9 protein-coding genes are annotated in these 9,575 nt (G+C 43.4%); 8 read left to right on the top strand and 1 reads right to left on the bottom strand.

Annotated features, from left to right (window positions below):
- Positions 1–96 precede the first annotated feature (96 nt).
- The 3 genes from GC102_RS07720 to GC102_RS40930 all read left to right on the top strand — a co-directional run bounded on the left by GC102_RS07720 (position 97) and on the right by GC102_RS40930 (position 2,723).
- Positions 97–432 (top strand): 23S rRNA (pseudouridine(1915)-N(3))-methyltransferase RlmH, encoded by a 336-nt coding sequence (locus tag GC102_RS07720; protein WP_171688968.1) that lies wholly within the window; start codon positions 97–99, stop codon positions 430–432.
- A 375-nt stretch (positions 433–807) separates the two neighbouring features.
- Entirely contained in the window at positions 808–2,547 is a 1,740-nt protein-coding gene (locus tag GC102_RS07715; RefSeq protein WP_171688962.1) for an ABC-F family ATP-binding cassette domain-containing protein, read from the top strand.
- Positions 2,548–2,567: 20 nt separating this feature from the next.
- On the top strand, positions 2,568–2,723 hold the full coding sequence (locus GC102_RS40930) for a DUF8821 family protein (RefSeq protein ID WP_512698987.1): 156 nt from the start codon (positions 2,568–2,570) through the stop codon (positions 2,721–2,723).
- Here the strand turns inward: GC102_RS40930 and GC102_RS07710 are convergent.
- Entirely contained in the window at positions 2,716–4,053 is a 1,338-nt protein-coding gene (locus GC102_RS07710; RefSeq protein ID WP_171688961.1) for an S-layer homology domain-containing protein, read from the bottom strand. The genes GC102_RS40930 and GC102_RS07710 overlap by 8 nt on opposite strands.
- A 220-nt stretch (positions 4,054–4,273) precedes the next feature.
- On the opposite strand from GC102_RS07710, the gene GC102_RS07705 reads away from it, so the two are divergent.
- The 5 genes from GC102_RS07705 to GC102_RS07685 all read left to right on the top strand — a co-directional run bounded on the left by GC102_RS07705 (position 4,274) and on the right by GC102_RS07685 (position 9,574).
- Positions 4,274–5,317, top strand: coding sequence for a BMP family lipoprotein (locus GC102_RS07705; protein ID WP_171688960.1), 1,044 nt, complete (start codon positions 4,274–4,276; stop codon positions 5,315–5,317).
- A gap of 94 nt (positions 5,318–5,411) precedes the next feature.
- Positions 5,412–6,911 carry an ABC transporter ATP-binding protein gene (locus GC102_RS07700; protein WP_171688959.1) on the top strand — a complete coding sequence of 500 codons (1,500 nt, stop codon included), beginning with the start codon at positions 5,412–5,414 and terminating at the stop codon, positions 6,909–6,911.
- Complete coding sequence (locus tag GC102_RS07695; protein ID WP_171688958.1) at positions 6,904–7,971, top strand: ABC transporter permease; 1,068 nt, start codon at positions 6,904–6,906, stop codon at positions 7,969–7,971. The genes GC102_RS07700 and GC102_RS07695 overlap by 8 nt, the downstream gene beginning before the upstream one ends.
- A complete protein-coding gene (locus GC102_RS07690; RefSeq protein WP_171688957.1) occupies positions 7,955–8,878 on the top strand; it encodes an ABC transporter permease in 924 nt (307 codons plus the stop codon). The genes GC102_RS07695 and GC102_RS07690 overlap by 17 nt, the downstream gene beginning before the upstream one ends.
- Before the next feature lie 24 nt (positions 8,879–8,902).
- A complete protein-coding gene (locus GC102_RS07685) occupies positions 8,903–9,574 on the top strand; it encodes a sulfite oxidase-like oxidoreductase (protein WP_246320785.1) in 672 nt (223 codons plus the stop codon).
- The last annotated feature ends 1 nt before the right edge of the window (position 9,575 follow it).

Here is a 9,575-nt window from a genome sequence, read left to right as displayed (position 1 = left end):
AGCTGGTTTTGGAGCGTTTTGTTGGATTAACTCCAATGAAAGCAGGCAAATAAGGTGAATGAGTCTGATTTGATTGTATTTTATCCAATGGAGCAAATGAGGGGAGATTGTCGGTTATGTGTATATAAGATATTAACCGTAGGGAAATTGAAGGAGCGCTACCTCGTGGACTGGATCGCGGAGAATGTGAAGCGCATTGGGCCGTATGCCAAGGTGAAGATGATAGAGGTGCCGGACGATAAGGCACCGGAGAGCATGAGCCCTGCTGAGGAGCAGCAGGTGCGTATGAAGGAGAGCAATCAGCTGGCCTTCGTGATCTGCGGCTTGCTGGAGCTATCGAGCGAGCTGCCGCACCAACTGATGCGGTTGGTGCTGGTGCGGCAGTTTTATCGCGTGATGCGGGTAAATCGCGGGGAGCCGTACCATAAGTAACGGCAAGTTTTTATTGTACAACTCGAGTCAAGTATGCAAAAAACGCCGGTGACTTCTATGTGCGAATGGAATGAAATGGAACAGCTAGGAGCTCCCCGACCTATTCCGTTGGCTATTCGTCAGGAGGTATTCTCGCCTTATCATTAATTGATCAAGGAGCCAGATAAGATGAATAAGGTACATTTACAACCGGCAGAGATCAAAGTCGAGTTCATTCCGGCGCTTCTATGAGGATAGTTGAGAAGTAGCATGGAAATTTGACCCCATTGAAGTTGGTTGTAAACAGTGTTACTCTAACAACGGTAAACTCAAAATCTATATTTTGCAATGCATCTAACAATAGTCACCATTTTAGTTATAAAGAAAGGTAACACTATGATAAAAGTTGATAACTTATCCTTCTCATTTCCGCAAAAAGAACTATATAACAATATTTCATTTACGCTTGAAGAGGCACAACATTGCGCTTTTATAGGAACAAGTGGCAGTGGGAAAAGTACATTGATCGATATACTGATGGATCCAGAAAGATATTTGTTCGAGGGCAAGTTAGAAATAGACCCGACTTGCAATATTCGGCATGTAAGTCAATTCCCACAATTCGACAAAACGAAAGAAACAACAGTTTTTGAATATATAGGGGAAGAATTTATTAAGATACAAAATGAAATAACAGGTATTTGTACGGAAATGGAAACATCATCGGATATGGATGCGTTATTAGAAAAGTATCAATTAGCATTAGACACATTTGATACAATCGGTGGGGCTGATTTTGAAAGCAACATTAATAAGAAACTAAATCTAGCAAACCTCATGAAGCTAAAAGATCTTAGGGTATCCGACCTGAGTGGTGGGGAATTCAAACTTATTCAAGTGATGAAGGAAATGCTTAGTAGTCCAGACTTAATGATTATGGACGAACCAGATGTATTTCTAGACTTTGAAAACCTAAATGCGCTTAAAAATCTTATTAATTCTCACAAAGGAATGCTGCTAGTCGTAACGCACAACCGATATCTATTGAATCATTGTTTCAACAAAATTATACACCTTGAAAACATGGAGATCCAAGAGTTTGATGGGCGGTATATTGAGTATAATTTCTCATTACTTCAGACAAAAATTGAGTTGCAAGAAATCGCAGTCGCTGAACAAGAAGAAATTGAGAGATACGATAACATTATTGATAATCTTAGAGCTATCGCAACGTATAATTCAGAAGCATCTAGAGGGAGAGCATTAAAAGCTAGAGTTAGGTTTCAAGAAAGATTGGAAGCGCGTAGAATTAAAGCGCCATTTGTTGATATTAAGCAACCTAAAATTAGTTTTGGTATTGAAAATGAGATTGAAGACACCATTGTTGTAAATGTTAATAATTATAGTGTTACCTTCGATGAGTTGCTTTTAGACAATGTTAACTTTGAGATAAAATCTACGGATAAAGTAGCCATTATTGGTCCAAACGGTACCGGGAAAACGACTTTACTCCGAGATATTTTTACAAATAATCATGCTTCAATTGAAATAAATGCTGATGTTAAAGTGGCTTATTTATCTCAGAATCAAGGCGAAGTGCTAAAGGATTCTAATACAATACTAGAAGAATTCATCGATGCTGGGTTTAAAACGTATGATGAGGTTAGATCATATATTTCAAACTATGGCTTTGAAGGAGAAATCGTTAATCAAAAGATAGAATCTTTATCTGGTGGAGAAAAAAACATGCTTCAATTGGCTAAAGTTTCTGCCAGTAAAGCAAACGTATTGCTTCTTGATGAACCGACAAGCCATTTAGACACCTATACACAAATAGCACTGGAGAAAGCCATTGAAGACTATAAAGGTGCGATTCTCATGATTTCTCATGATTTCTATTCTGTTGTAAATGGTATGGATTATGTTTTAATCATTGACGATAAGACGATTAGAAAAATGAGTATGCGTAAATTTAGACAGATGATTTATGCGAGTCATTTTAATAGAGACTATCTAGAAAATGAACAAAATAAAAAATCAGTTGAAATGAAAATAGAATTGGCTTTAAAAGATACTAATTTTGAACTTGCAAAAGTATTGGTTGATGAGCTAGAAGAGCTGATTAAGTTGCTTTAAATTTCAACCCTCTGATCGAAATGAAGACCCCACAGGAATTAGAAGAGAAGTTTAAGTTTGCCCGGCAGAAGTCTAAACTAGAGGGAAGCGCGGTGAACCTTACCATAAGTAAGGCGTTAAACCTAAAAAGGACCGTCAGGATGATCTCTCCTGACGGTTTTTCTTTAATTATTTAAAATCGCCTAACAAATAATTGTAGAAGGGTTCGTCCACCCAGAACTTGTAGGAGTCGACGTTCAAGCTGGCATTAATTTTCTTTAGGCCAGTAACGACGTCGTCAGATTTATCGCTGAGGGAGAAGGACTGTGCATAATAATGGCCCTTACTGACTTTATTATTAGCAATCACTTTATAGTCTTTCACATCAGTTAATGAATAGTAGAGTGGCTGCCACCAGGAAGAATAAATAAGTCCTGTCTCGTCTTTACTGTTTTTTTTAGCATATTGGAAAATGACCTGCTGGAACTTGTTCTTTTGCTCGGCGTTATCGAATTCGAACTCAATGTCGTATTCCTTGGCGTAGGCTATGAAATTACCATTCTCGATTTGAACGACTTGATAATCGTCGGATTGTGTCGGCTCGCCCCATTCTTTCAAATAGATGAAGGCAGACGTTTTGGGCTCCAGCTGTACTTTCGCTTGAATGTTCTCGCTGCGCAGCAGTCCGATTAACTGAATCGCATGCGTAATGTCAGAGTGTCCATAGGTGAGAGAAAGCTTTGGATCAAAGTTCGCATCGAAACGAGAATCTTTCAAGTTGTAGCCTGTAACTAGATTCTTTTTCAAGGCTTCATCGAAGACAGCACGCAAATCAGTTGATGAGATAAGATCCTCCGTACGCCAGGTATCGTTAATTTTGCGGAAAATATCATCATCGGAAGTCGTTCCAATATAGTGCTTGTATTGTCCTTGGAAAGTAAGAATCTTACCCAGCAATTCGTTCGCAAAGCTTTCGCCAGCCGCAGCATTCGCTTCGAAATCGGAGGAGACAAGGCCAGTATCAATAGCGGCGGCCAGCTCTTGGGCGGCTTGCAGCGTTAGTTGATTGTTTTGATCGTAGTCAATATGTACTTTAGCCAGAGCGGCTTTGATTTTATCCTTGGGATAGGTATAAGCTAGTTCTTTCAAGCCAGCGGCTTTTAACGCTATGAAAGTTGCTTGCAGCTGAGTAAGTGGTTGATCACCCTGCAGCTTGCCTTCCGATAGAATGCCTTTCTCGTGCAAAGCAAGCGCTGCTTTGTAATAAGGGCTATCCTTTTGCAAGTCTGTGAATACATTGGTCTGATCTTTCGCTTCAGCTTTCAAGATGCGATCAACTGCGATGACGAAATCACCCTTTGATAGGGAGTCTGACAAGCTGATGGTATACTGGTTTTTCAAAAACTGTTTGTAAGAGACTGCGGAATCACTCGCTTCAGCGGCATTGCTTAATGTGCTCACAGAGGAGAAGAGGATGGCTGTTAAAACAGCTATTTGCATAGACTTGCGGTATTTCAATTGTTTCATAAGAATAAAACACCTCCGGTTTTTTAATTCACATAGGAATAGTATGGTTTATTGAAATATATCAGTTAGGCATATAGGTGTCAATAAATAATGGCTGTCGTTTTTATTCTTGACATGACTTATGGAATCCACTACTATCAGTCTTAGTTGAAAAGTCGCACTTTGTCGAATAGGATAAGAAAATCTTTGATAAAAACAGATCAAAAGGGGAGAGCCACACATGAAAAAAACGTTATTTTCCATTTTCGCCGTTACATTAATGCTGACTGGCTGCGGCACCGCTAAAAATGATACAGCAGCTCCAGCAGCTACGAAAGCTGCAGAAGCAACAAAAGCGCCTGAAACGAAATCATCCAAAAAAATCATTCTAATAACACCAGAAAAAATTGGTGTGAATCCTTTCTTTGCTCAAGAAGATGAGGGTGTTAAAAAAGCAGGTAAAGAATTTGGCGTTGATGTGAAAACAGTAGAATCTACAGATGCCAGCGCGATTGAACAAAACCTGCGTGCTGCTGTTGCAGATAATTATGATCTTATTATCACCAGCTCCTTTGAATCCGAGGATGCTTTGAAAAAGGTAGCTGCTGAAAATCCGAAGAAATCTTTTGCTATTATTGATACCGTTGTTGACTTGCCGAACGTAAGAAGCGTAGTATTCCGTGAGCACGAGGCTGCATACTTGCTTGGAGCGGCTGCGGGTCTTGCAACTAAGAAAAATGTTGTCGGTATGGTGGCAGCAGTTGATATTCCTTTGATCAAAAAATACACAGTTGGTTTCCAAGAAGGTTTGAAATCGACTAATCCGAATGCGAAATTCATCGTCAACTATGTAGGAAGCTTTACGGATCCAGCAAAAGCAAAAGAGCTGGCATTGACGCAATTCTCTCAAGGAGCAGACTTCATCGCAGCAGCATCAGCTGTAGGCGATTTGGGCGTGTTCGAAGCGGCTAAGGAAAAAGGGTTCTACACATCCGGTCAAGATATCGACCGTACAGTGACGGATCCTGAGCACATCGTTCTCTCCCAATTGAAAGGTACAGACAGCGTTGCTTACCAAACTGTGAAAGATTTCGTAAATGGAACCTTTAAATTTGGCGCTGTGGATTACGGCTTGAAAGAAGACGGCGTTGGTCTTACTTTCGTAACAAAAGAAAGCAAATCCAAACTAAGTCCATTTATTGGACAAGACGTTGTGACTAAAGTTAAAGCCATCAAAGACGATATCGTAGCTGGCAAAGTTACGGTTCCGAATCCTTTGAAATAGTAGTACGTTCTTACAAACATCATATAACCTCGGAAACTGTTTACGGCGACGTAGGCAGTTTCCGCATTTCTAGGAAAGGAGTGCGAAACCCGTTATGCTGCTTCAAATGAACCAAATTACCAAAACCTATGGTAGCTTAACAGCTAACTCCAATGTAGATTTTTCGCTGCGCGAAGGTGAAATCCATGCGTTAGTCGGCGAGAATGGGGCAGGTAAAACAACCCTGATGCGCATCCTTTACGGAATGGAACAGCCAACGTCGGGCACGATTCTTTTACGTGGAAGAAAAGTCCAGTTCGTGAATCCTACGAATGCGATTCAGCAGGGCATCGGTATGGTGCATCAGCATTTCATGCTGTTTCCTTCTTTTACGGTGGCTGAAAATATCGTCATCGGCAATGAACCGCAAGTCGGCGTGAAGTTCGACAGGAAGAAAGCTGCCCTGCAAGTGAAGGCATTGTGTGACATGTACCGGCTACCCATTGATCCATTAAGGAAAGTCGCAGCCCTTCCGCTAGGTTTACAACAGCGTGTTGAGATTTTGAAGGTGCTCTATCAAGGTGCGGATATCATTATTTTGGACGAGCCAACTGGTGTTTTGACACCGCTGGAAGCCAAGGAACTGCTTGTCATTATGAAGAGCTTAGCTAGCCAGGGTAAAAGCTTCATTGTCATCACGCACAAATTACATGAGGTCATGGAAGTTGCTGACCGAGTTACGGTGCTTCGAGACGGTAAAATCAGAGGGACTGTAGATACTTCGGCAACTAACGCAGAAGAACTTTCTAGATTAATGGTAGGAAGAGAACTGGCGCAAACGAGAAAAAGTGCCGCAAGATTTGGTGAAACGGTTCTCGAAGTGAAGGAGATTACTATACAAGGCAAGAAAGGAAAGCCCGTATTGGATCGTGTCAGTCTTGAGGTGAAGGCTGGTGAGATCTTAGGCATCGCTGGTATTTCCGGTAACGGACAGTCTGAGCTGATTCAAAGCATTACAGGGCTCCAACCGATTGATCAAGGTCACATTCGCTTGATGGGCAAGGAGATTACAGGTTGTTTGGTTCGTGAGATCAGAGAAAGCGGGCTTTCGCATATTCCTGAGGATCGTTACCAATGGGGGGCTGCCAAGGAAGGCAGCGTACTTGAAAACGGTACAATGGGACATCACAGAACGCATCGGCGTAACGGATTTTTGCAAGGCAAGTCGCTGCGAAATATGGTTGACGGATTCATCCAGCAATTCCAGATTAAAACGGGTTCCCAGGATACGAAAGTCAAATTTCTATCTGGAGGCAATCTTCAAAAACTGATTGTAGCCAGAGAAATTGCCCAAAAACAACCGTTCCTTATCGCTGCTGAACCTACGCGTGGCGTTGATGTTGGAGCGATGGAAGTGATCCACGATGAACTGTTGAAAAAACGTGATGAGCAGGGAGCGATTCTATTGGTATCTTCGGAATTGACGGAGATTCTTAAGCTTTCTGATCGCATTATCGTGATGTATGAAGGGCGAATTGCGGGAGAGCTGTCAGCGCAGCATGCGACTGAGGAGCAAATCAGTCTGTTGATGGCAGGAGGTGATTCCCATGCTTAATTGGAAAGGAAACATTGGTGCTCTGCTTCAACCGCTTATTGCGGTATGTATCGGTTTACTTGGCGGAGCCATTGCCATCGTTTTGATTGGCGGTTCCATTTCCGACACATACGCACAAATGTGGAAAGGCGCTTTCGGCAATTTTTACTTTTTTACAAATACTTTGACGCGAGCGACACCTCTTATATTAGTTGGATTAGGCGTTTCAATAGCCTTCCGCGCCGGATTTTTCAACATGGGTTCTGAAGGTCAAATGATCCTTGGTGCTTTAACCAGCGCGATGATTGCGCTCTATTTTCCTGGACCTGCACTATTTAAATTATTCGCGGCACTGCTAGGCGGCATTGCAGTTGGCGGTATATGGTCAGCCTTTGCGGGTTGGCTTGATGCGCGATTTAAAATGAATTTGATTGTCACCACACTCTTGCTTAATTATATTGCAGCTTTGTTTGCGGGCTATTTGGTTGCCTATCCCCTCAAGGATAAAACGGGATCAGCTGCTCTAGCACAAACGATGATGGTTGATAAAAGCATATGGCTGCCCAAGCTTTTCCAAGGGATGAGCATGCATGCGGGCTTCATCATAGCCATTGTTTTGGCAGTTCTCTTATTTTTGTTTATTAAATACAGTGCTGCCGGATACGAAATCCGCATGCTTGGCTACAATCCGTTGTTTGCCGCTTATGGAGGCGTTAATCGCGGTAAATTAATGCTCGCGAGCATGTTCGCAAGTGGTGGCTTTGCTGGTCTGGCAGGCGCAGTCGAAGTGCTTGGCATGCAGTACCGCTATACGGACGGCATGATAACGAATCCGGGTTTCGCTTGGTCCGGCATTATGGCTACGCTGCTTTCTGGCGCTCATCCGCTCGGTACAACTGTAGCCGCAGTCCTTTTGGCTGCACTGCAGACTGGCGGTATGGGTGTTGAACGAAACACGAGCATCCCCCTCGAAATATCAAGTGTCATTCAGTCTCTCTTGATCTTGTTCGTCACAGCCAAGTTCAGTTATACCCTATGGAAACGCAGGAAAGGAGGGGGAAGCGATGCAGCATCTTCTTGATGTTTCTTTATTTAATTCCATGATTCGGATGGTTGCTCCGATTCTCCTCGCTGCGCTCGGCGGTGCGATATGCTCAAGAGTGGGGTTGTTCAATGTTGGTTTGGAAGGATTCGTGCTTGTAGGCGCGTTTTCTGCGATTGTAGGCAATCATTATTCCGGCAATGTGTATGTAGCTGTCTTGATTGCAATTGCGGTGACGATGTTATTTTCTCTTGCATTTGCGTATATCAGCATCCATTTGCAAGCGAACGTGATCGTTGTCGGTATTTCATTTAATTTTCTGGCGCTTGGCTTAACAGCGTTCTGCCTAAAAGCCATTTTCCATGTGAAAGGCGCCTTCTATGATAAAAATATGGTGGGGCTGCCGAAGTGGAACATTCCTTTTGTGCAAGATATTCCTGTAATTGGCGGTATTATTTCGGGCCATTCCCCGCTTATTTACTTGGCCTTTGCCCTGGTGCTTGGCCTGCAGTACTTTTTGTTTAAATCAGTCCTTGGTTTCCGCTTGTTGGCTGTGGGTGAGAATCCAGTTGCAGCGAAAAGCATTGGCATTAAAGTGGGCAGAATGCAGTATCTGGCCGTGTTAATTTGCGGCGTGCTTTGCGGGTTGGCAGGCGCTCAGCTTTCCCTCGGTCAAGTCACGATGTTTACCGAAGGCATGACGGCGGGCAGAGGCTTTATCGCACTGGTCGCAATGATGTTAGGACAAGCCAATCCGCTTGGCGTCATGGCGTCGAGCCTCCTATTCGGACTGATGGATGCATTCAGCATCAGGCTGCAGGGCTTCTCGCTTCCGACTCATTTCACACAGATGCTTCCTTATATTGTGACGCTGCTGGCGATGCTCTTTTTTAGAAAGAGTAGTTATATGGCAGATGCTCAGAAAGCTAACGGAAGCTCGCGCTAGGCTGCTAAAAGGAGATAATGACAGATGGCAAAAGACACCAAAGCTGATCGAATCAGAAAAATGAAGGTTCCCTCCGTAGGTGCGGCAATGTCAGACCGAGTCCCACCGGGGCAGGTTCTGACAGACCGGTTTCCTATTTTGCATGAAGGAGAAGTACCGGAATACAACATGGCGGAGTGGACATTGCGAGTGTTTGGCGAGGTCGAAGTGGACAAAGTTGTCACGTATGAACAATTGTTAGCGATGCCTCAAACGCAAGTCCTCTGCGATATTCACTGTGTAACCCGTTGGTCTAAGCTTGACACGGCCTGGGAAGGGATTCTATTTCGCGATTTTCTTCGCCTGCTGGATATCAAGCCGCAAGGCAAGTTCGTCATGCTGCATGCCGACAACGATTATGAAACGAACGTCCCTCTAGAGGATCTTATGGGGGATCATGTTCTGTTGGCTTTGAAATATGATGGGAAGCCGTTGACTCCTAAACATGGTTGGCCTCTAAGGCTCATTGTACCTCACCTATATTTTTGGAAAAGTCCTAAATGGATTCGAGGCGTCGAATTAATGACAGCCGACCGCGAAGGCTTCTGGGAGCAAAATGGCTTCCATAATGTGGCGGATCCATTCCAAGAGCAGCGCTTCTCGGGGGAAGCGATTCCGATTCCAGAAGATGAATGGGAAAAGAAGGAGTTTGATTGAC

Source organism: Paenibacillus germinis, assembly GCF_013141785.1.
Classification (GTDB): Bacteria; Bacillota; Bacilli; order Paenibacillales; family NBRC-103111; genus Paenibacillus_E; species Paenibacillus_E phytorum.
The sequence above is the reverse complement of the archived record's forward strand: the minus strand, read 5'-3'. Positions and strand labels throughout refer to the sequence as shown.